The organism is Shinella agrisoli, from assembly GCF_046557955.1.
Classification (GTDB): Bacteria; Pseudomonadota; Alphaproteobacteria; order Rhizobiales; family Rhizobiaceae; genus Shinella.
Map to the genome: position 1 here is coordinate 43,633 of NZ_JBJIEP010000030.1, position 19,913 is coordinate 63,545.

Here is a 19,913-nt window from a genome sequence, read left to right on the forward strand (position 1 = left end):
GATATTCTGTCGAGGAGCGGCATGTGAAAAACGACGGCCAATTGATGAAGGGGGGCTCCGGCTCTGTTCTGGTCCGCAGCCAGAAGATGGCGGCGGCGCTCAGTTCCTACGCCCGCGCGCTGACGTTCGAGAACCGCAGCCGCCGGAATCTCTATCGCCTTGCCGGACTTGCGCCCCGGGCGCGTGATCGCGTTTTCTCCGTCCTGCTCGGTGCGGTCTTTATCCTGTGTTTCGTCCTGCCTTTCGCCGGCAGCGTGTTCTATTACGGTTTCTTCGCTTCGCCGCGCTATAGCTCCGAGGTTCGCTTCGTCGTGCGCTCCTCTGCGCCGTTGCTGACGCGCGACCGCTATTCGAGCGACAATGTCGAGCCGAAGGCCAAGATCGTGCAGGATACGGCCGTGCTGGTGAACTATATCGCCAGCCCCGAAATGGTGAAGAACCTCGAGAAGTCGATAGACTTCAAGGAAATGTTCGGCCGCGGCGACATCGATTTCCTTTCCCGGCTGAGGCCCGACGCAAAGCAGGAGGATGTCGATCGCTACTGGCAGAACAAGCACTCGGCCTGGATCAACCCGAAGAGCGGCATCGTCGAACTGGAGGTGGTCGCCTTCTCGCCGCAGGAGGCATACGATCTGCTGAAGCAGGTGTTGAAGCTTGCCGAAGAGAGAGTGAACAAGCTCAGCTCCGGCATGTGGAATAACTTGCAGGAATCGGCAGAGCGCGATGTCCAGACGGCGACCCAGGAGCTTGAGACTTTGCGCAACAAGTACCGGGACATGCAAAACAAGACGGGCGTGTTCGATATCGAAATGGCCGCCAGCGGCATCCTGAGCGTGCTCACCAAGCTCGAGTCTGATATTGCCGATCTGAAAAGCCAGCGCGATGCGCTCAGTGTGAGCGTCACGGATGCATCCCCACGCCTTGCCGATCTGGACCGGCAGATCGAAGCCCGCGAGGAGCAGGCCCGGACCCTTCGTGCGCAGACGGCCGGCCAGGCACAGGCGAACGGCGGCAGCCTTGCGGACTATTCGCAGCAATTCAACGATATCAACCTTGATCTCAGGATGGCGGAAAAGAAGCTGGAGTCCGCAATCAGCGAGCTGGAAAAGGTCAAGCTGGTCAGTTCGCTGCAGCTTGTCTATGTCGATAATTTCACGGAGCCGACCCTGCCGGATGCAAGCAAATATCCAAGAGTAGCCTTGAGCATCCTGCTCAGTTTCCTCGCTTGTACTGCTCTTTGGGGGGTGGCATCAGGGATCCTGCTGTTCATGCGGCAGAAGTTCGATTGAACGTTCGGGCTGAAACCAAGTCCATGAGGGTGTGGCGCTCCGGTTGATTTTCCTTCCAGCAGGTTGGCACGCGCGGCGAGCGACCCGAGGCTTGCCTTGATCATTGGCGGATGCTTTATGCCTGCGAGACGATGGGAAGCGTCACGTCCGGCCGCATTTGCGCGAACGTGCTGCGGTTTCCTGATATCCGCCTGACGGGGAAAAGGACGTGCGAATGCCGCCGTGGGATTTGGTTTCCATCAAAAGAAATTTGCGGAGGCTTGTCCGTCCGAAGGGAAAATCGCAAATCGAGCGTCACGTCAGTCATCTCGAGCGCTTCGTTCGCTACGAGGCTGATTGCGGGCGGCCGCCCTTTGAGACCGTAAACCCGGACCGGTTGCGCATCGCCTGGGTCATTCCCGATTTCACGGTCGGTGCCGGCGGGCATATGACGATCTTTCGCATCGCCCATTACCTGGAGCGATTTGGCCACGATGTGCGCCTGCTGATCCAGAATCCGAGCGTGCACAAGACCGGCGAGGCCGCGCGGGAAACGATCAACCGGCATTTTCAGCCGTTTTCCGGGCCTGTCGAACTGTTTGCCGACGCCACTCCGCATGCCGAAGGCGACGTGTTGATCGCGACGGACCGCTTCACCTGCTACCCTGTCCGTGCCATGTCGCGCTTCGTCCGCAAGTTCTATTTCGTCCAGGACTACGAGCCGAGTTTCTATCCGGCCGGTGCTGAAGCGCTGCTGACCGAGGCAACGTATCATTTCGATTTCGACTGCCTTTGCGCCGGCGACTGGCTGCACGACATCATGTCGAAGAAATATGGCCGCTGGTCGATGTCCTGGCCGCTGGCGTTTGACGCTTCCGTCTACAAGCTCCCGGGTGCCGGGCTGCAACGCAGCAGCAACCGCATTGCGCTCTACGCACGGTACGTCACGGCCCGGCGCGCCGTCGAACTGGCCTTTATGGCATTGCGTATCCTGGAAAAGCGGAACGTGGATTTCGAGGTCGATTTCTTCGGCTGGAAGCTTGGCCAGCTTCAGGTCTCGTTCCCGCATCGCGACCACGGCATTCTATCGGCCGCCGAACTGGCTTCCCTTTACCATCAGGCCGCCGTCGGCGTGGTCTTCTCCGCCACGAACCATTCCCTGGTGAACAAGGAGATGATGGCATGCGGGTTGCCGGTCATCGATCTCGATCTCGAAACCGTCCGGGCGATCTTTCCGCGCAACGCCATGGCCTTCGCGCCGCCGACCCCGGAAGGCATCGCGGATACGCTGCAAATGTTGCTTGAGGACGCACGAGAACGCGAGCGCCTTCGCGAAGGCGGACTTGCCTATGTCGAAGGCGTTTCATGGGAACGGTCTGCCCGGATGATCGAAGCGGCCCTGCGCGAACGTGTTGCACTTTCCTTACGGGACGCGAAGACATGACGGTCAACTATCGTGCAGCGGTGGTCATTCCCACGAAGAACGCCATGCCTGTCATCCAGCGCGTTATCGCCGCCGTTCTGCGCCAGCAGACGCCCTGGCCCTATCAGGTAATCGCAATCGATTCCGGTTCGAAGGACGGAACGCGCGAGTATCTGCGCGGCGTTGACGGAATCCAGCTCATCGAGATCGCTCCGGAGAGCTTCGGCCACGGCAGGACGCGCAACTTGGGCGCCAGCAGGGCCGATGCCGATTTCGTCGCCTTTCTCACCCACGATGCCGAACCGGTCGACGTTCACTGGCTTGCCAACCTCGTTGCCGCAGCCGAGCAGGACGACCGGATCGCCGGCGTTTTCGGCCGCCATGTCGCTTATCCCTCGGCGTCGCCTTTCATCAAAAACGATCTCGACCGCCATTTCGACGGCTTTCTGGCGCATCCCCTGGTCGTATCCCGCGACCTCGATCCGGCACGATACGAGGCTGACGAAGGCTGGCGGCAGATGCTGCACTTCTACTCCGACAACAATTCCCTGCTGCGAAAGTCGATCTGGGAATCGCTGCCTTATCCCGATGTCGAGTTCGCCGAGGACCAGCTTTGGGCGCGAAGCGTGATCGAGGCAGGATATGCCAAGGCCTATGCGCCGGATGCGATAGTCTACCATTCGCACGACTACAGCGCCTCGGAGCAGCTTCGCCGCGCCTTCGACGAAGCGCGGAACTTCCGGAAATATTTCGGCTACCGCCTTTCCCCCCGGCTGCTGCCGGCGCTGGGTTCGATGTCCCACTTCGCCGTTCAGGCGTGGAGGCAGACGCTGGACGAGGATCGCTACGGGCGCATCGGCGCATCGGACCGCCATCGAAGGGCCCTGCAGCGCATCGCGCTCGTTGCCGGGCATTACCTTGGGGCAAATCACGAAAGGCTGCCGCGGTCCCTGGCGCGGCGGCTGTCGCTGGATAACCGGCTTTTCGAGGCTTGATAGGTCGACCCTTTCAGTCCCGATCGCCGCTCAGTCTTCCCTGTCCTGCTGGCGCCGGTATTCCTCGCGGCGGAGCGTGCCGCTTTCCTGGAGGATGGCGGCGACATGTGGAGAGGGGCTTTCCGTCAGGGGCGGCTTCCAGCCGGATTCGCCTGAAGCGCGGCGAATCTGGCCGGCGACCTCCTCTGCGACCGTAAAGGCGGAGGCGGCTGCGAGGAAGGCGTTTGTACGGTGCTGTTCGGCAAGGCCGATCTGGGCGGCATCGATGGTGCGGCCCGCCTCCGCGACGATCGCTTCGGCTGCCGCGAGCCGGGCGGAGAGAAGGCCGGCCGTGACGGGGTCGCCGGCCGGAGCGTCGAAAAAACGTCGTAGCGCGCGACGTCCCGCGCCGAGTTGCCGCGCCGCTTCCAGCAGCAGGTCGAGGGAGCGCGGGACCGCGTGCGCCGCTGCCTCGCCGACCGGCTGCAGCAGGGCGTCTCCATCGACGAGCACGTCCTTGAACAGCACATGCTCGGCGGGCTGGGCGCCGCCGTTTACTGGCTCGCAGCTGTTGGCCACATAGTGCAGCCCTTCGATACGGGTGGGAAGCAGCAGGCCCGCCGTTCTCCCGCCGTCCTGGTGTGCCGGCACCAGCAGCCAGTCGGCGTGCCGTGTGCAGGGCGTACAGAGCACCTCGCCGCCGAGCCGCCAGGCAAGGCCGCTCGAGGTGAGCGGAAGGGCATCCGCGGCCTCATTGTTCCGGCGGGCCGCAGCGCGGGCGAGGCGAGCGCCTGCAAGGACGGCCGCGAAGACGGTGCCCTGCTGGCTCTCGCTGCCATGGCTGCGGACCTGCTCCACGGCGACGAAATGGGCCGCGATAATCTCCCCGAGGGTCGCGGATCCGGAGGAGGCGACCGCGCATACCTCGGCCAGGACGGTGTTGGAAACGTCGATCCCGCCGTGTTCGGTGGGCACCGAAATGCCGAAAAGGCCGGAACGGGAGAGTAGATCGAGGCGCGCTTCGGCCGTCTTGACCGTCGCTGCATCGTGCATCGGAAGGCTGAAGACCTGGGCGACCGTACCGGCGACCGTGATGGCTTCATCCTCGGTTCCGATGATGACGGCCGTTCGTGCCGTGCGGTCGTGTGCCGATGAGAGAGTACCCATGTCGTCTGCTCCTTGCGGAATGCGGTTCCAGGGCGCATAGGCATTATCAGGGTAGAAAGATCATATTCTATAGAGATTGTATAGATTGGTTTTGCCAATTCAGGGGGAGCAGAGAGGCGATCCGAATGGGCTCCACCCTTAAGGGGCGAGTGCGGAAATCCGGTTACATACCTCCCGATGCATGCCACCTCACAGAGAAACGGCCGACGCCGGCAAGGGTTGCATCCCGTCCCTTTTCCGCCCGATCCGGCCGTCCATTCTAGAGAAAGAAATGCCTCTCGAAAAGAAACTCCAGGAGGATGAAGCCGCATGCCGGGAACCTCCGCGTTCGTTCCTCGTTGAGACGCGGCAGCGTGCCGGAGTAGTCTATAGATTTAGTAGGGAAACATCGCTAGACTGCGCTGGACATCCTCCGGGGAGGGAATGGCATGACCATGCATACGGATGTGGCCGTCATCGGGTCCGGTTTCTCGGCCGTCGCTCTGTCGCTCAACCTTGTCGAGGTGCTTCCCGTGACTGCGAAGGTCAGCCTTGTCGGGACGGCCCGCGAACAGGGAAAAGGCATCGCCTATTCCACGAAGGCCGATTGCCACCTTCTCAACGTACCCGCCGGCCGGATGAGCCTTTTTGCCGATCGTCCCGGCCATTTCGTGCAATGGCTGCGGGAGAACGGCTATCGCGCGGCCGGTGACGACTTCGTGCCGCGAAGGGTCTATGGCGACTATGTCGCCGGTTGCCTCGATGCCGCACGACGGCGTACGGCCAATCGCCCGGCGCTTACCCTCGTCGATGCCCAGGCCCTCGATGCAGAGGCGATGCAGGACGGCGGCCTGCTCTTCGCGCTGTCGAACGGGGAGCGCCTGGCCTCGCGCGTGGCGGTCCTTTGCACCGGAGCCGGCACGCGGCGTCTTCCACTCGAATCATCGCCCGACGAGGCTGCCCGGCCTTTTGTCGTTCACGATCCGTGGGAGGATGCCTGGTGGAAGCGGTTGCCGCCGGAGGCCGACGTGCTCTTCGTCGGAACGGGGCTGACCATGGTGGACCAGTGCCTCCTGCTGAAACAACAGGGTTTCCGCGGCACGATTCATGCGGTTTCCCGCCATGGCCTTCTTCCGCAGGCCCACCTTGATCAACGCGCCGAGCCTGTCGCATCCGTGCTCGTTCCGGGCGAGGGCGAGGTCAGCCACATGCTCGCGTCGTTGCGCATGCAGGCCGAAAGCGTTGCGGATTGGCGTGCGGTGATGGATGGGCTTCGGCCCGTCACGCAGGCCCTCTGGAAGGCGTGGAGCCCCGACCAGCGCCGCCGTTTCCTTCGTCATGCCGCTTCCTTCTGGAACGTGCACCGCCACCGCATGGCGCCCGCCGCCGCAAGCGAAATCGATGCGCTCCGAAAAGCCGGCCGGCTCGTGATCCACCGCGGACGGCTTGGCACCCTGCAACAGGCCGACCCGGGCGTAACCGCCGTTATCGGCGGCCGCGAGCCGAAGGCGATCACGGCGGGGATGGTCGTCAACTGCACGGGGTTCGAGCGATGTACGGTCAATGCCTCGCCGCTGCTTTCAAGCCTCGCCGCGCAGGGCATCCTGCGGAGCGACCCGCTGGGTCTCGGTGTCGCCGTCGGTGACGATTCGGCGGTCCTCCCGTCGGACGGGGAAAGCAGCGGCCGCCTCTATGCATTGGGGCCGCTGACGGCGGGACGCCATTGGGAGATCACCGCCGTCCCCGACATCCGCGTTCAGGCCCGTTCCGTGGCGGAAACCATCGGCGCCGGGATTCCGCCGGGATGACCGGTGCATCCGCTGGCAGTTCCCCGCGGCATGGCTCGCCAGCATGATCTCGCAGAAATCCAAGTATGCCCTGCGTGCGCTGCTTGCCCTTGCCCGTGCCCAACCGGGCGAAACCTTGCAGATCGCCGCGATCGCCGGCCGTGAGGCCGTCCCCAAGAAATTCCTCGAACAGATCCTTCTCGACCTGAAGCGGGCCGGCCTGGTGGATAGTCGCAGGGGGCAGAAGGGCGGCTACCTTCTGGCGCGGCCTCCCCAGTCGGTCTCGTTGGGGGAGGTATTGCGGATCATCGAGGGGCCGTTCATGCCGCTTGCCTGCGTCGCAAGCGACAGCGACTTTCCCTGTGCCGATTGCAGCGACGAGCGGCTGTGCGCCGTGCGCCACGTCCTTGCCCGGGTGGCTGCCGTGTCGGCGGAAATCCTCAATGCGACCACGCTGGCCGACGTCCTGGCCGATCCGTCCGTGATCCCGGCCGAGCGGTTGAACGGGGCCGCGACAGGTGCCAGGCAATTATTCTAGTAAAAAGGTAGAAAACTATCCGGGGCTGCGCTATCCTCCCTCGGCTTCTCGCTCCACCGCGCAGGGAAAGGACATGGCATGTTCTTCGAAAGGGTCGTAAGGGAAGACGCGTCGCTTGCCGGTGCGATGACGCGGATCGCGGTGATCGGCGCCGGCCCGTCGGGTCTTTCCACGGTGATCGCCCTCATGCGGCGCTTCCATCGCCCCTTCGAGGTCTGGATGGTCGATGCCGAGGATGCACCGGGCGCCTTCGGCGACGGTCCTGCCGGCACGGCGCTGACCGCCGAGCCGGCGCGCGACCTGTCGGTCCTGCCCGACCGGCCGGATGATTTTGCTTGCTGGCTGAAGACCAATTTCCTGTCGGACGGCACCGTTGCGGCGCTGCGCGGCCCGCAGGACCTGCATGTTCCCCGCGCCGTGTTCCGCGATTACGTGATGGCCCGCTTCGGCGAGGCGCTTTCGCTGCGCAGGGATGTGCGCATACGCACCATCCGCGGCGCCGTGCGCCATATCGGTGCCGAGAGCCCTGGCGTACGCATCGGGTTTCTCGATGGCGAAAGCGCTGTCTTCGACCACGCCTTCATTGCGACCGGCTTCGGGATCGCGCAGCGCGAGGCGACGTCATGGCGCGGCGCCGTCGCCGCGGCGGAGCGGCTTTCGCAGCAGGAGGACCCGCCGCCGCTGACGCTGGTCGGCAACGGTCCGCGGCTCGCGGCGATCCTGCTCCATCTCAGGGCGCGGGGATTTGAGGGAGCCATCCAGGTTGCCGCCGCAGCGGGCCGCCTGCCGCAGCCGCATGGCCGCGGTTATGACGGCGCGGCCTTCGGCGATCCGCCGGCCAGCCGTTCGCTGCGGGATGCCTTCCGGTATATCCGGCAGGAATGTAGCACCGCGGAGGCGCGCGGCGGCAGCCAGTGGCAAGCCGTCGTCGACGCGGCTTCCGCCCGCCTCTCCGTGGTCTGGCGCAACCTGCCGCAGGCCGAGCGCAACCACTATCGCCGCCACCTCCTTCGCCTGCACCGGCATTTTTCCGTCCGTATCGCCAGCGACGTCCACCGCCGCCTCGCCGCGGAATTCCAAACCGGACGCACCCGCTTCGTGCCATCCTGCGATCCGAAATCGGCGGACGAAAACACCATCGACTGCCGCGAAGTCCCGTCCGCCCGCGCCCTTGCGGGGCTGCTGGGATACCATGTCGCCACTCTCTCGGTGGATGACTGCGGCCATCTCCTCAGCCACGGCGCGCCGTTGAGCGGCCTTTCCGTCGTCGGCGCCATCGCCTCCAGCTTGCGGCCAGGGCCATTCACTTTCGCCGAAACGGTGCGCCAGGCCTATCGCAGCGTGCTCGCTGCGCCTCTGTCCGATCCGGCGCGGATGTCGCGCGGTTGAAAAAACGTGATGGCTGGCGAAAACAGGTGATTTTTCGCGGATGCATTTTGCGTTTCCGCGACCTTTTTAGAGATGAACTGTGCGCGGATGGCCGGGGAGAATAGTGCGCCCTTTGCGCCATTCCGGCCGGTTTGAAACCTGTTTTGCGAAGTTTACGACCATTGTTGACTAAGTCTACTAATTCTCTAGGGTTTTGGCGAGGCAAAGACCAGGAGGTTGGAAATGTCGAGAACAGTAAAGGGTGTTGGGGCTTTGGTCCTGGGTTTGGGGCTTGTGTTCGGCGGGGTTTCCGGCGCGGTGGCTCAGACCACGCTGCTCAATGTGTCCTATGATCCGACGCGTGAGCTCTACAAGGATTTCAACGCGGCCTTTGCGGCGCACTGGAAGGCCGAGACGGGCGAGGACGTGACCATCCAGCAGTCGCACGGCGGCTCGGGCAAGCAGGCCCGCGCGGTGATCGACGGGCTTGAGGCCGACGTGGTCACGCTGGCGCTGGAAAGCGACATCAATGCCATTGCGGAAAACACGAACAAGATCGCGAAGGACTGGCGCACGCGCCTGCCGAACAATTCCTCCCCCTATACGTCGACCATCGTCTTCCTTGTCCGCAAGGGCAATCCGAAGGGGATCCACAACTGGGGGGACCTGGTAAAGGACGACGTCCAGATCGTGACCCCGAACCCGAAGACCTCGGGCGGTGCGCGCTGGAACTATCTGGCGGCCTGGGCCTGGGCGAACGAGGAGTTCGGCGGCGACCAGGAGAAGATCAAGGCCTATATCGCCGAGCTCTTCAAGCGGGCGCCGGTGCTCGATACGGGCGCGCGCGGCTCGTTGACCACCTTCGCGCAGCGCCAGATCGGCGATGTGCTGCTGGCTTGGGAGAACGAGGCCTATCTGGCCGGTGCCGAATTTGGCGAGGATGCCTTCGACATCGTCGCTCCGCCGATCTCGATCCTCGCCGAGCCGCCGGTTGCGGTCGTCGACGGCAATGTGGATGCGAAGGGTACGCGCAAACAGGCGGAAGCCTACCTCAACTACCTCTACACGGAAGAGGGCCAGAACATCGCGGCAAAGCATTTCTACCGGCCTTCGAAGCGCGATGTGGTAAAACCCGAGTTGCTGCAACAGCTTCCCGACATTAAGCTGGTGACGATCGATGACCCGATCTTCGGCGGCTGGGCAAAGGCACAGCCCGAGCATTTCGGCGACGGCGGCGTCTTCGACCAGATCTACAAGCCGGGGAACTGAGTGCCTTGACGACTACTGCTGCTGCTTCGGTGCGGTGGCGACTGAGACAGCCGAGCGTCATTCCGGGCTTCGGATTGACGCTCGGCTTTTCGCTCGCCTATCTCACGCTCATCATCCTCATTCCGCTGGCCGGTCTCGTCTGGCGCTCGGCATCGCTCTCGAGCGCGGAGTTCCTGGCCATCCTTGCCGACGAACGCACGCTGAACGCGCTGAAGGTCTCCTTCGGCACGGCGCTGATCGCCGCGCTCGTCAATGTCGTCTTCGGCGTCGTCGTCGCCTGGGTCATCGTGCGCTATGACTTTCCCGGCCGGCGCATCGTCGATGCGATCGTCGACCTTCCCTTCGCCCTGCCGACGGCGGTCGCCGGCATCGCGCTTGCCGCGCTCTATGCGCCGAACGGCTGGATCGGGCAGGTGCTGAACCTCGTCGGCATCAAGGCGGCCTTCAACCCGACCGGCATCGTCATCGCGCTCGTCTTCATCGGCCTGCCCTTCGTCGTTCGCACCGTGCAGCCGGTCATGGAGGAAATCGACAGCGAAGTGGAGGAAGCAGCCGCCACGCTCGGCGCCAATCGCTTCCAGACGGTGTACCGCGTGCTGCTTCCCGGGCTGTCCCCGGCGATCCTGACGGGTTTTGCCCTTGCCTTCGCCCGCGGCGTCGGCGAGTACGGCTCGGTCATCTTCATCGCCGGCAACATTCCCTATGTGTCCGAGATCGCGCCGCTGCTCATCGTCATCCGGCTGGAAGAGTTCAACTACGGAGCGGCGACGGCGATCGCCACGATCATGCTGGCGCTTTCCTTTGCCATGCTGCTCGTCATCAACCTGATCCAGGCCTGGAGCCGAAGGAGGTACGGTCATGGCGCATAGTCCTTCCCGCCGCCTGCGCTCGCCGACGACGGAAGCGCCGGCCGCCCGCTACGCGCTGATGGCGCTCGCTCTCCTGTTCCTGACGCTCTTTCTCCTCCTGCCGCTCGCAGCCGTCTTCATCGAGGCCTTCCGCAGGGGGGCGGAGGAGTTCCTGGCCGCCTTCGACGATCCGGATACGCTGGCCGCGATCCGGCTGACGCTGCTCGTCGCCGGCATCGCCGTGCCGCTCAACCTCGTCTTCGGCGTGGCGGCCGCCTGGGCGATCGCCAAGTTCGAGTTCAAGGGCAAGGCCTTCCTGACGACGCTGATCGACCTGCCCTTCTCGGTCTCGCCGGTCATCTCCGGCCTGGTCTATGTCCTGCTCTTCGGCGCGGGCAGCGTGCTCGGACCTTGGCTCAAGAGCCACGGCATCGAGATACTCTTTGCCGTACCGGGCATCGTGCTGGCCACGGTCTTCGTCACCTTTCCATTCGTCGCGCGCGAGCTGATCCCGCTGATGCAGGAGCAGGGCACGGGCGACGAGGAGGCGGCGCTGTCGCTTGGGGCTTCCGGCTGGCAGACCTTCTGGTATGTGACGCTGCCCAACATCAAGTGGGGGCTGCTCTACGGCGTGCTGCTCTGCAATGCGCGCGCCATGGGCGAGTTCGGCGCGGTCTCCGTGGTCTCCGGCCATATCCGCGGGCTTACCAACACCATGCCGCTGCATGTGGAAATCCTCTACAACGAGTACAACTTCGTCGGCGCATTCGCGGTCGCCTCGCTGCTCGCCGCGCTCGCCCTCGTCACGCTCGTCGTCAAGACGCTTCTCGAACTTCGTTACGGCGCGGAAATCGCCGCCGGCCGCAAGCATTGAATTGAAAGGCACGCCCTCTATGGACGTCAGTGTTAAGAACATACGCAAGGAATTCGACCGATACCCGGCCTTGAACGATGTCTCGCTCGACATCCGTTCGGGCGAGCTGATCGCCCTGCTCGGGCCATCCGGCTCGGGCAAGACGACGCTGCTGCGCCTGATCGCCGGCCTCGAGCAGCCCACCCTCGGCAGCATCTTCTTCGGCGAGGAGGACGCTTCGGCCAAGACCGTGCAGGAGCGCCACGTCGGCTTCGTCTTCCAGCACTATGCGCTGTTCCGCCATATGACCGTCGCCGACAACATCGCTTTCGGGCTGACGGTGCGCCCGCGCGGCGAACGCCCGCCGAAGGCGGAGATCCGCCGCCGCGTCGCAGAGCTCCTCGACATGGTGCAGCTCTCGGGCCTCGAAAAACGCTACCCCAACCAGCTCTCCGGCGGCCAGCGCCAGCGCGTCGCGCTCGCCCGGGCCATGGCGATCGAACCGAAGGTGCTACTGCTCGACGAACCGTTCGGCGCCCTCGATGCCAAGGTGAGAAAGGAGCTGCGGCGCTGGCTGCGCGAGTTCCACGACCGCACCGGCCATACCACCGTCTTCGTCACGCATGACCAGGAAGAGGCGCTGGAGCTTGCCGACCGGGTCGTCGTCATGAGCCAGGGCAAGATCGAGCAGGTGGGCTCCTCCGACGACGTCTACGACCGGCCGAACTCGCCCTTCGTCTTCTCCTTCATCGGTGACAGCGCGAGCCTGCCCGTCACCGTGGAGGAGGGCGCCATCCGTTTCCAGGGCGAGCCTGCCGGCATCGCTTCACGTCCCGGCGATATCGCTGCGGGTGCCGGCACGCTATTCTTCCGCCCGCAGGACATCGTCCTCGTCGCCGACCCTGCAGCCCCCGCCCTTGAGGGCCGTATCGCCACCTCCCGGCGTCTCGCCGGCACGCGCATCGCCGACATCGACATCGGCAGAACCGGCGAACCTCATCATGTCGAGGTCGAAATCCCCCTCGACGCCCAGGCCGCAAACGGCACGACGGTCCGTTTCAGGCCGACACGGTGGAAGCTGTTCGGCGAACAGGCCTAATCCGACGCCGAAGCGGCATCGCTCCGGCTGGAAATGTAATTAGACGAGGCCTTCCGCGGCGGCATAGGCGGAGAGGACGTCCTTGATGTTTCGGTCGTCCTCCTTCGGCAGCAGCGCGCGCGTGGTGATCGAATCGAGGTGGTGCGTCATCAGCTCGACCGCCGCCTCGGTCTTGCCGGCGATCAGGTGGTCGAGCAGTTCCTGATGTTCCGACACGGCGCATTCCGAGGAGTGCGGCCGCCCGTAGAGGGCGAGGATGAGCGAACTGCGGGCAACCGTTTCGTTCACGTAGCGGATGAGGCTCGCATTGTCCGTCATCTGCGCGAGCAGCGTGTGGAATTCGCCCGCCAGCCGGATCGACAGCGCGTGCTCCGACCTGGCTGCGTCCTCGGCGGCGATATGGGCGGACAGCGTGTCGATCTGGTCCTTGGTCAGCTTGCCCGACAGGGTCTCGACGACGAGGCGCTCCAGCGCCATGCGCGTCAGGAACAGGTTGCGGCCTTCCTCGAGCGTCGGCCGCGCCACCGTCGCGCCCCGGTTCGGGCGAAGGTCGACCAGCCCTTCCTCGCTGAGACGCACCAGCGCCTCGCGCACCAGCGTACGGCTGACGCCGAGGCGCTCGCCGATCGAATCTTCCGGTAGTTTCGCACCGGGCGACAGGGCCTGGTCGAGGATCGCGCGTTTCAGGGCGCGGTGCACGGCTTGTGAACGGCCGCGGCCCGAATCGCCGGCTTTCTGTGTCATGCGGTTTCTCCCGTTCCGCAAATGGGACCGGCAAATTGCATGCAAAAGGCGGGCCTGTCCACCGGTCGGCAAGGAACGACCATTATCGGCCAGGCCCGCTCCCCCGGCAACCGCTCTTTGGAGGAATGTATGCGATAGGACGGTCGCGATGCGTACGCGAATGGCGCGCGTCTACTCCGCGCCTGCCGGCTCGAAGAAGCGGAAGCTGCTTGCGAGCTTGCCGGCCGGGGGCGGCGCATAGCCGCCGAGGCGGGACGTGCGCAGATCGAGGCCCGCCATGGCCTCGGCGAGCCGCACGGCGCAGGAGACGCCGTCGAGCACCGGCAGCCCGTGTTCCTGCGCGAGGTCGTGCGCCAGGCTCGCCATGCCGGCGCAGCCTAGCACGATCGCCTCGGCACGGTCCTCGGTGACGGCAAGGCCGATTTCGGCGCTGATCTTCTGGCGGGCATTGGATCCCGGTTGCTCCAGTTCGAGCACCGCGACCTCCGAGGAGCGTACGCGGGCACAGCGCGTGGAAAGGCCGTAGCGGGAAAGGTTGTGCTCGAGGGCCGGCACGGAGCGCGCCAGCGTCGTCACCACGGAGAACTTGTTCGAGATCATCGAGGCGAAGTGATAGGCGGCCTCGCCGATGCCGATCACCGGCCTGTCGGTGAGGCAGCGGGCGGCGTCGAGGCCCGTGTCGTCGAAGCAGGCGATGACGACGGCGTCGCAATCCGGGTTGCGGCGGATCGTATCGAGCAGACCCGCAAGGCTCATCGCCTCGTCGAAGTAGCCCTCGATGGAAACGGGACCGTGCGCCGGGTTGACGGCGACGATGTCCGTGCCGGCAGAGGCGGCGGCGCGCGCCGCCTTGCCGATGTGATCCGTCATCGATGCGGTCGTGTTGGGATTGATGACGAGGATTTTCATGTCAGAGTTCGCCTCCGAGGTAGGCAGTCTTGATGCGGTCGTCGTTCATCAGGTCCCTGGAATTTCCCGAAAGCGCGATCGAGCCGGTGGAGAGCGCGTAAGCGCGGTTGGAGATGGAAAGCGCCATGCGGCTGTTCTGCTCAACGAGGAGGATGGAAACCTTCTCGTCGCGGCTGATGGCGACGATGGCGCGGGCGATGTCCTGCACGATCTTCGGCGCGATGCCGAGCGAGGGCTCGTCCAGCAGCAGGAGCTTCGGGCGCGCCATCAGCGCGCGGGCGATCACCAGCATCTGCTGCTCGCCGCCCGACATGGTGCTCGCCTGCTGGTGATAGCGCTCGCGCAGGCGCGGAAAGCGCGCCAGCACGTTTTCCAGCGTCTGCTCGATCTCCGCCTTGTCGGTGCGGGTGAAGGCGCCCATCAGGAGGTTGTCCTTCACCGACATGAGCGGGAAGGCGCGGCGGCCCTCGGGCACCATGGAGATCCCCTTGCGGACGATCTCGGCGGCGGGCGTGCCGTCGAGCCGTTCGCCCTCGTACGTGATCCGGCCGGACTTGATGGGCCGAAGGCCGGTGACCGCGCGCAGGATCGAGGATTTGCCCGCTCCGTTCGCGCCGATCAGCGCGACGGTTTCGCCTTCGCCGACATCGATCGAGACGCCCTTCAGCGCATAGATGTGATCGTAGTAGAGTTCGACATTCTCAACGCTCAGTATCTTGGTCATGGCTTACATCCCGATCGCCGCATCTTCGGAGCCGAGATAGGCTTCGATGACCTTCTCATCCTCCCGGATTTCCTGGGGCGTGCCCTCGGCGATCTTCTGGCCGAAATTGATGCACACGATCCGGTCGCTGATCTTCATCACGGCGGGCATGTCGTGCTCGACGAGGAGCACGGTGACACCGCGCTCGTCGCGAAGCCGGCGCACGAGGCCCACCATCTTCATCGTCTCGTCGTGGTTCATGCCGGCGAAGGGCTCGTCGAGCAGGATGACCTTCGGATCGGTGGCAAGGCCGATGGCCATGCCGAGGGCGCGCAGGTGCCCTTGCGGCAGGTTGGAGGCGAGCTCGTTGCGGATCGCCTGCAGGCCGAGGAAATCGACGATGTCGTCGGCGGAGGCCGCGAAGGCAGCCTCGTCCTCCCGCGCCTGCCTGGTGCCGAGGAAGAAGCCGAAGAGGCTCGCCTTCGAACGCAGGTGATGGGAGACGATGATGTTCTCGCGCACCGTCATGGAGCGGAAGATCGTCGTTTCCTGGAAGGTGCGCACCACTCCCATGCGCGCCACCTTGTGCGGCGCGAGGCTGGAGATGCGCTCGCCCTTGAAGAGCACCTCTCCGGACGTTGTCGGCACGAAGGAGGAGATCAGCTTGAAGAGCGTCGACTTGCCGGCGCCGTTCGGGCCGATCACCGAGAGGATCTCGCCCTGCCTCACGTCGAAGGACACGTCGTTGACCGCGGTGAGGCCGCCGTAGCGCTTGGTGACGTTGCGGATCTGCAGAATGGGGGTCATGCGCGGCTCTCCTTCCGGTCGAGAAGGCTCAGGACGCCGTTCGGCAGGACCAGCATGAGCAGGATCATGACGCCGGCGTAGATGAGGAGCTGGTATTCCCGGGCGATCGACAGGAGGTCCCAGCCGAAATAGAGCAGGAGCGTGCCGAGCATCGGGCCGAAGACGTAGCCGAGCCCGCCGAGGAAGCAGTACAGCATGAAGTTCACGCTGTCGGCGACCACGAAGGAGGACGGATAGATCGACTGCGAGATGGAGGCGAACATGGCGCCCGCAATTCCGCCGAAGAACGAGGAGATCGCGTAGGCGAGCAGCCGCAGATAGGCGGTGTTGACGCCGATCGAGGCCGAAAGCTCCTCGTTCTGCTGGAGGCTCCGGCAGAGGTGCCCGAGCCGCGAGTTCACGATGCGCCAGAGCACCAGGTAGGTGACGACCATCAGCGCCGCGGCCATGACGTAGAAGCCGAAGCGCGGATTGGAGAGGGAGCCGAAGGCCGGGATGATCGTCAGCCCGAAGAGGGAGAGCTCGCCCGGCAACGGAATGGAGGTGATGCCCTTGGCGCCGTTGGTGATGGGCAAGGCGAGGGCGGAGAGGCGCGCCACCTCCGTCAGCACCAGCGTCACCATGGCGAAGTAGACGCCGCGCAGGCGCAGGATCGGCAGGCCGATCACGACGGATATGGCGGCGCAGAAGAGCCCCGCGAGCGGCAGCGTCAGCCAGAAGGAAACGCCGCCTTGCGTGACCAGGATGGCCGAGACGTAGCCGCCGGCCAGCGCATAGGCGCCCTGGCCGATATTGATGCGGCCGATATAGAAGGTCAGCCACACGCCCGCGGCACCGACGGAGAGCAGCGCGACGGAGGTCAACGTGTAGAAGAAGTCCCACCGTCCTGTCGCACTGATGAACAGCGGCACCAGCACGAAGACGGCAAGAAGGAAGGCCGCAAGGCCGATAAGTCTTGAAGCGGTCATGGCCTTAACCCCACGGCTTGCCCATCAGCCCCTGGGGGCGGACGGCCAGGAACACCATCAGCGTGGCGAAGATGACGAGGTAGGTGATGTCGCCGTAGGCCGAAAGCACGGTGAGGCCGACGCTCTCCATCATGCCGAGGATGAAACCGCCGGCGATCGCCCCCGAGATCACGCCCGCCCCGCCGATCATGATCATGAGGAAGGCCTTGATCGAGGTCGGCCCGCCCATCCCGAGATTGACGCCCGTGATGGTGACGAGCAGGCCCCCGACGAGGCCGGCCAGCATGGCGCCGAGCGCAAAGCCGAGCATGGAATAGCGCGAGACGTCGACGCCCATCAGCTGGGCGGCCATCCGGTCCTGCGCGAGCGCCCGCATGGCGCGGCCCGCGCGGGAATAGTTCATGAAGGCGATGAAGACGACGATCAGCAATATGGCGAGAACGCCGATCAGGATGCGGTCATAAGGCATGATGATGCGCATGTCCCAGTTGAACACGCCGTTCACGATCTTCGGCACGCCGCGCTGCTTCTCGCCGAAGAAGAGCAGGATGACGGCATCGAGGAAGAAGGCGACGCCCGCGGCGAGCAGCATGGTCGATTCCTCGCGCTTCGACCGGCGCACGACCGGGGCGAAGAGGAATTTCTCGATGGCCGCGCCCATGACCGCGAGGATCACCGCCGACGCGAGGAGGCCGACGAGGAAGGGCAGGCCGAGCTGGACGACGACCGTGTAGGTGACGAAGCCGCCGAAGACGTACATCTGCCCGTGGGCGAAGTTCAGCACGTTCATCAGCGAGAAGATCAGCGTCAGCCCCAGGGCGATCAACGCATATTGCGCACCAAGGTAGAGACCGTTGGCGATTATCTGTTCCATCGTGAGCCTCCAATGGAAGGAAGGTTCAGGCAGGAGGGGCCGGCCGGAGACTTCGCGATCCGGCCCCCTTCTTGAGATGCCTGGGCTCCGATCAGTCGACCTGGCCGACGAACAGCGTCTCGAACTTGCCGCCCTTGTACTCGTTCACGACGAGCGGAACGGAGACCTGCCGCTTCTGGCCGAAGGAGGTCGTTCCGACATATGTCAGCTTGGCATCGCCCTTCATGAAGGGGTTGGCCGCCTCGAACGTGTCAATGGTCTTCTTGAACTCGTCGACATTGTCGATTGCCGCCGGGTTCGCCTTCAGCGTCTCGATGATGTATTCGAGCGCATAGACCTTGGTGTTGGACTCGTCGTTGTATTCGCCGAACATCTTGGTGTACCGGTCGACGAATTCCTTCATGGTGTCGCTGGCAAGCTCCGGCGTGGACGCGCCGCCCACCGAGATGAAGCCTTCGGCAAGCTCGCCCGCGCCCTCCTGCAGCACGGTCGCATCCTGCGCCGTTTCCGTCGAGATGAGGCCGGTATAGCCGAGCTCGCGCGCCGAGCGGATGAGCTGCGGCGCATTGGCCGGGGAGACGCCCGAAAGGACGAGAAGGTCCGGTGCGGCCTGGATGACGGGCAGCAGCACCGGCGTGAAGTCGGTCGTGTCCACCTGGTAGGTCACGTTGCCGGAGACCACCTCCAGGCCGAGGGCCTGGGCGGCGGCGATGCCGGACTCACGCTGGCTGAGCGGGTCGGATTCGTTGGCGGCGACGAAGGCCACCTTCTTCACGCCCTTGTTTTCCATGAGATATTTGTAGATCGCCGGGCCCGACTGGTAGTTCGCCACCATGCCGAGGATCGCGTTGGATGCCGGCGGCATATAGAGCTCCTTGGGGAAGGCGTAGGGGAAATACATAATGCCGTTCTGCTCGGCGACCGGGCGTACGGCGGCCGCGCCGTCGTCGACGTTCGGGCCGACGACATAGTGCACGCCGTCCTGGGCCATCTTCTCCATGCCGGCGATGGCGCGCTTGGGGTCCTTCTGGTCGTCGAAGGCGACGATCTCGATATTGTAGGTCTTGTCGCCGATCTTGACGCCGCCGAGCTCGTTTAGCCAGGCGGCGCGCGTCTCCATCGAGCGCTGGTTGGAAATGCCCCAGGCCGCGGCCGGGCCGGAGGTGACGCCGACGAAGCCGATTTTCAGCGTCGCGTTCTGCGCATAGGCCATCAGGGGCAGCGACAGGACGGTCGCTGCGGCGAGGGCGGAAAACTTCAGGAATGAGCGCTTGTGCATGATGTTCTTCCTCTGGGCCATTGATCTATTTTCTATTGGCGAGCGGACCGCGAGGGCGGCCACAATCGGCCTTGGCCAGGATATTGAGCGTATTGTTAACGATCTTGTCAAGTGGTTGTAAACAAGATGACGCATGCCATGTCGACGAAATAGGTGCTTGTTGGTCAACCAAATCGGCCCTATTTAAGGGCTGTGCGAGGCGGAGAACGCATGTCGAGGTGAATGCGGTGGTTGACGTGAGCAGGCAAAACCTGGTGGAGGCGGATGAGGTCGACGAGAGCGATATCGTCGAGCGCATTTTCGAGGCGGTCATCGAACAGCGGCTGCCGCCGGGCACGAAGCTTTCTGAATCCGCCTTGTGCGAGGCCTTCGGGGTGGGGCGCATGCGCATCCGCCGCAGCCTGCTGTTGCTTGCGAGCCGGGAAGTCGTGGAGCTGCATGCCAATCGCGGCGCCTTCGTCGCTTCGCCGACGGCCGAGCAGGCTCGCGAAGTGTTCGAGGCGCGTCTGGCGCTGGAGCCGAACATTGCGCGCCTCGCCGTCCAGCGCGCCTCGGAAGAGGATATCGCCGCGCTGAACCGCCACCTGGAAATGGAATATGTGGCGCACAAGGAGCGCCACAGGCACGACGCCATCCGCCTGTCCGGGCAGTTTCACACCATGCTGGCGCAGATCGCCGGCAACGCCATCCTTATCCGCACCATGAAGGAGCTGGTCACCCGCACGTCGCTGATCATCGGCATTTTCGGCGCGCCTGGCGTCAGCAACTGCCGCGACGACGACCACGCCGCCATCGTCGGAGCGTTCCACACCCGGGATGCCGAAAAGGCGGCGTGGATGATGACGCTGCACCTGCGGCACATCGAGAACCATCTCCAGCTCGGCGCCGCCACGACCGACACCGTCGACCTCGTCCAGCTTTTCGGTAAGCAGTAGACGGGTTTAGGGTCTGTCCTTGATCAGGATGGGTGTTCTGTTGTCAGGGACGGGATTGAATGGAAGCGGACAAGCGCAAGGCAAGGCCCGCAGGCCTTGTCGAGCATTGTTCGCGATCAGG

Annotated in this window: 19 protein-coding genes; 11 read left to right on the forward strand and 8 right to left on the reverse strand. The window is 64.4% G+C overall.

From position 1 onward, the window contains the following. The first annotated feature begins 23 nt into the window (after positions 1-23). From ACIIOY_RS23790 to ACIIOY_RS23800, 3 genes are all read left to right on the forward strand, one after another. Positions 24-1,289: a KpsE/RkpR family capsule polysaccharide export protein gene (locus tag ACIIOY_RS23790; RefSeq protein ID WP_411037157.1), complete on the forward strand. Its 1,266-nt coding sequence runs from the start codon at positions 24-26 to the stop codon at positions 1,287-1,289. 214 nt (positions 1,290-1,503) lie between these two features. Beyond that, positions 1,504-2,712 carry a rhamnosyltransferase WsaF family glycosyltransferase gene (locus tag ACIIOY_RS23795; RefSeq protein ID WP_411037158.1) on the forward strand — a complete coding sequence of 403 codons (1,209 nt, stop codon included), beginning with the start codon at positions 1,504-1,506 and terminating at the stop codon, positions 2,710-2,712. Further along, positions 2,709-3,686, forward strand: coding sequence for a glycosyltransferase family 2 protein (locus tag ACIIOY_RS23800; RefSeq protein ID WP_411037159.1), 978 nt, complete (start codon positions 2,709-2,711; stop codon positions 3,684-3,686). The genes ACIIOY_RS23795 and ACIIOY_RS23800 overlap by 4 nt, the downstream gene beginning before the upstream one ends. Before the next feature lie 30 nt (positions 3,687-3,716). Here ACIIOY_RS23800 and ACIIOY_RS23805 read toward each other — a convergent pair whose 3' ends face one another. After that, a complete protein-coding gene (locus ACIIOY_RS23805; RefSeq protein WP_411037160.1) occupies positions 3,717-4,832 on the reverse strand; it encodes an acyl-CoA dehydrogenase family protein in 1,116 nt (371 codons plus the stop codon). Between the two features lie 428 nt (positions 4,833-5,260). Between ACIIOY_RS23805 and ACIIOY_RS23810 the strand changes: the two genes are divergently transcribed. From ACIIOY_RS23810 to ACIIOY_RS23840, 7 genes are all read left to right on the forward strand, one after another. Next, positions 5,261-6,619 carry an FAD/NAD(P)-binding protein gene (locus tag ACIIOY_RS23810; protein ID WP_411037161.1) on the forward strand — a complete coding sequence of 453 codons (1,359 nt, stop codon included), beginning with the start codon at positions 5,261-5,263 and terminating at the stop codon, positions 6,617-6,619. Positions 6,620-6,662: 43 nt separating this feature from the next. Beyond that, entirely contained in the window at positions 6,663-7,136 is a 474-nt protein-coding gene (locus tag ACIIOY_RS23815) for an RrF2 family transcriptional regulator (protein WP_411037162.1), read from the forward strand. Between the two features lie 78 nt (positions 7,137-7,214). Beyond that, positions 7,215-8,525: an FAD/NAD(P)-binding protein gene (locus ACIIOY_RS23820; protein WP_411037163.1), complete on the forward strand. Its 1,311-nt coding sequence runs from the start codon at positions 7,215-7,217 to the stop codon at positions 8,523-8,525. Between the two features lie 222 nt (positions 8,526-8,747). Beyond that, positions 8,748-9,773 (forward strand): sulfate ABC transporter substrate-binding protein, encoded by a 1,026-nt coding sequence (locus tag ACIIOY_RS23825; RefSeq protein WP_411037164.1) that lies wholly within the window; start codon positions 8,748-8,750, stop codon positions 9,771-9,773. Between the two features lie 5 nt (positions 9,774-9,778). Beyond that, entirely contained in the window at positions 9,779-10,642 is an 864-nt protein-coding gene (cysT, locus tag ACIIOY_RS23830) for a sulfate ABC transporter permease subunit CysT (protein WP_411037165.1), read from the forward strand. Next, positions 10,632-11,495 (forward strand): sulfate ABC transporter permease subunit CysW, encoded by an 864-nt coding sequence (gene cysW / locus ACIIOY_RS23835; protein WP_411037166.1) that lies wholly within the window; start codon positions 10,632-10,634, stop codon positions 11,493-11,495. The genes cysT and cysW overlap by 11 nt, the downstream gene beginning before the upstream one ends. A gap of 19 nt (positions 11,496-11,514) precedes the next feature. Next, entirely contained in the window at positions 11,515-12,573 is a 1,059-nt protein-coding gene (locus ACIIOY_RS23840; protein ID WP_411037167.1) for a sulfate/molybdate ABC transporter ATP-binding protein, read from the forward strand. A gap of 39 nt (positions 12,574-12,612) precedes the next feature. On the opposite strand, the gene ACIIOY_RS23845 is transcribed toward ACIIOY_RS23840, so the two are convergent. The 7 genes from ACIIOY_RS23845 to ACIIOY_RS23875 form a co-directional block, all read right to left on the reverse strand. Then, positions 12,613-13,317, reverse strand: coding sequence for a GntR family transcriptional regulator (locus tag ACIIOY_RS23845; RefSeq protein ID WP_411037168.1), 705 nt, complete (start codon positions 13,315-13,317; stop codon positions 12,613-12,615). A gap of 171 nt (positions 13,318-13,488) precedes the next feature. After that, complete coding sequence (locus tag ACIIOY_RS23850; RefSeq protein WP_411037169.1) at positions 13,489-14,226, reverse strand: aspartate/glutamate racemase family protein; 738 nt, start codon at positions 14,224-14,226, stop codon at positions 13,489-13,491. A gap of 1 nt (position 14,227) precedes the next feature. After that, the gene (locus tag ACIIOY_RS23855; RefSeq protein WP_411037170.1) at positions 14,228-14,950 is read right to left on the reverse strand and encodes an ABC transporter ATP-binding protein; all 723 of its coding nucleotides are present in this window, start codon (positions 14,948-14,950) and stop codon (positions 14,228-14,230) included. A gap of 3 nt (positions 14,951-14,953) precedes the next feature. Continuing rightward, positions 14,954-15,736 carry an ABC transporter ATP-binding protein gene (locus ACIIOY_RS23860; RefSeq protein ID WP_411037171.1) on the reverse strand — a complete coding sequence of 261 codons (783 nt, stop codon included), beginning with the start codon at positions 15,734-15,736 and terminating at the stop codon, positions 14,954-14,956. Beyond that, positions 15,733-16,704, reverse strand: a complete 972-nt coding sequence (locus ACIIOY_RS23865; protein ID WP_411037172.1) for a branched-chain amino acid ABC transporter permease — start codon at positions 16,702-16,704, stop codon at positions 15,733-15,735. The genes ACIIOY_RS23860 and ACIIOY_RS23865 overlap by 4 nt, the downstream gene beginning before the upstream one ends. Positions 16,705-16,708: 4 nt before the next feature. Next, a complete protein-coding gene (locus tag ACIIOY_RS23870) occupies positions 16,709-17,578 on the reverse strand; it encodes a branched-chain amino acid ABC transporter permease (protein WP_411037173.1) in 870 nt (289 codons plus the stop codon). Positions 17,579-17,669: 91 nt separating this feature from the next. Continuing rightward, positions 17,670-18,857 carry an ABC transporter substrate-binding protein gene (locus ACIIOY_RS23875; protein WP_411037174.1) on the reverse strand — a complete coding sequence of 396 codons (1,188 nt, stop codon included), beginning with the start codon at positions 18,855-18,857 and terminating at the stop codon, positions 17,670-17,672. A 236-nt stretch (positions 18,858-19,093) separates the two neighbouring features. Here ACIIOY_RS23875 and ACIIOY_RS23880 point away from each other — a divergent pair, with 236 nt between their 5' ends. Further along, positions 19,094-19,792, forward strand: a complete 699-nt coding sequence (locus ACIIOY_RS23880; RefSeq protein ID WP_411037175.1) for a GntR family transcriptional regulator — start codon at positions 19,094-19,096, stop codon at positions 19,790-19,792. The last annotated feature ends 121 nt before the right edge of the window (positions 19,793-19,913 follow it).

What these genes read in the sequence shown, in the direction of transcription:
- ACIIOY_RS23795 (WP_411037158.1), top strand. Translation starts at nt 1,504, where the DNA reads ATGCCGCCGTGGGATTTGGTTTCCATCAAAAGAAATTTGCGGAGGCTT.
- ACIIOY_RS23800 (WP_411037159.1), top strand. Translation starts at nt 2,709, where the DNA reads ATGACGGTCAACTATCGTGCAGCGGTGGTCATTCCCACGAAGAACGCC.
- ACIIOY_RS23805 (WP_411037160.1), bottom strand. Translation starts at nt 4,832, where the DNA reads ATGGGTACTCTCTCATCGGCACACGACCGCACGGCACGAACGGCCGTC.
- ACIIOY_RS23810 (WP_411037161.1), top strand. Translation starts at nt 5,261, where the DNA reads ATGACCATGCATACGGATGTGGCCGTCATCGGGTCCGGTTTCTCGGCC.
- ACIIOY_RS23815 (WP_411037162.1), top strand. Translation starts at nt 6,663, where the DNA reads ATGATCTCGCAGAAATCCAAGTATGCCCTGCGTGCGCTGCTTGCCCTT.
- ACIIOY_RS23820 (WP_411037163.1), top strand. Translation starts at nt 7,215, where the DNA reads ATGTTCTTCGAAAGGGTCGTAAGGGAAGACGCGTCGCTTGCCGGTGCG.
- ACIIOY_RS23825 (WP_411037164.1), top strand. Translation starts at nt 8,748, where the DNA reads ATGTCGAGAACAGTAAAGGGTGTTGGGGCTTTGGTCCTGGGTTTGGGG.
- cysW (WP_411037166.1), top strand. Translation starts at nt 10,632, where the DNA reads ATGGCGCATAGTCCTTCCCGCCGCCTGCGCTCGCCGACGACGGAAGCG.
- ACIIOY_RS23840 (WP_411037167.1), top strand. Translation starts at nt 11,515, where the DNA reads ATGGACGTCAGTGTTAAGAACATACGCAAGGAATTCGACCGATACCCG.
- ACIIOY_RS23845 (WP_411037168.1), bottom strand. Translation starts at nt 13,317, where the DNA reads ATGACACAGAAAGCCGGCGATTCGGGCCGCGGCCGTTCACAAGCCGTG.
- ACIIOY_RS23850 (WP_411037169.1), bottom strand. Translation starts at nt 14,226, where the DNA reads ATGAAAATCCTCGTCATCAATCCCAACACGACCGCATCGATGACGGAT.
- ACIIOY_RS23855 (WP_411037170.1), bottom strand. Translation starts at nt 14,950, where the DNA reads ATGACCAAGATACTGAGCGTTGAGAATGTCGAACTCTACTACGATCAC.
- ACIIOY_RS23860 (WP_411037171.1), bottom strand. Translation starts at nt 15,736, where the DNA reads ATGACCCCCATTCTGCAGATCCGCAACGTCACCAAGCGCTACGGCGGC.
- ACIIOY_RS23865 (WP_411037172.1), bottom strand. Translation starts at nt 16,704, where the DNA reads ATGACCGCTTCAAGACTTATCGGCCTTGCGGCCTTCCTTCTTGCCGTC.
- ACIIOY_RS23870 (WP_411037173.1), bottom strand. Translation starts at nt 17,578, where the DNA reads ATGGAACAGATAATCGCCAACGGTCTCTACCTTGGTGCGCAATATGCG.
- ACIIOY_RS23875 (WP_411037174.1), bottom strand. Translation starts at nt 18,857, where the DNA reads ATGCACAAGCGCTCATTCCTGAAGTTTTCCGCCCTCGCCGCAGCGACC.